Source organism: Corallococcus sp. AB045, assembly GCF_003668895.1.
In the GTDB taxonomy this organism is placed as follows: Bacteria; Myxococcota; Myxococcia; order Myxococcales; family Myxococcaceae; genus Corallococcus; species Corallococcus coralloides.
In genome coordinates this window covers 1-604 of sequence record NZ_RAWN01000435.1, presented here as the reverse complement: position 1 = coordinate 604, position 604 = coordinate 1, and the positions used below count along the sequence as shown (strand labels likewise).

Genomic DNA, 604 nt, shown 5'->3' with positions numbered 1-604 from the left:
TCTGGCTGCCGCCGTACCACGACATGGGACTCATCGGCGGCATCCTGGAGCCGCTGTACGGGGGCTTCCCGGTGACGTTGATGTCGCCGATGTCCTTCCTCAAGAGGCCGATGGCGTGGCTGGAGGCGGTGTCGCGCTTCGGAGGCACCATCAGCGGCGGGCCGAACTTCGCGTTCGACTTGTGCGTGAGGAAGAGCACGCCGGAGCAGCGGCGGGCGTTGGACTTGAGCCGGTGGGAGGTGGCGTTCTGCGGCGCGGAGCCGATTCGTCCGGAGACGCTGGAGCGCTTCGTGGAGGCGTTTGGCCCCAGTGGCTTCCGGCGCGAGGCCTTCTACCCGTGCTACGGGCTGGCGGAAGGCACGCTGATTGTCTCCGGAGGCGAGAAGTCGGCGCCGCCGGTGTCGGTGACGATTGCAGGTGCGGCGCTGGAGCGGCATCGCGCGGAGGAAGTGGGCGCGGCGGAGTCTGGTGCGCGCACGCTGGTGGGGTGTGGCCAGACGCTGGCGGAGCAGCGAATCGCCATCGTGGACCCGGAGACGCTGGAGCGGCGTGGGCCTGGGGAGGTGGGCGAAATCTGGGTGTCGGGGCCGAGCGTGGCCCAGGG

1 protein-coding gene is annotated in these 604 nt (G+C 70.0%); it reads left to right on the top strand.

Going from position 1 to position 604, the window contains the following annotated elements; genetic code table 11:
- On the top strand, positions 1–604 hold a 604-nt coding region (locus D7Y21_RS41350), incomplete at both ends, for an AMP-binding protein (RefSeq protein ID WP_147469546.1).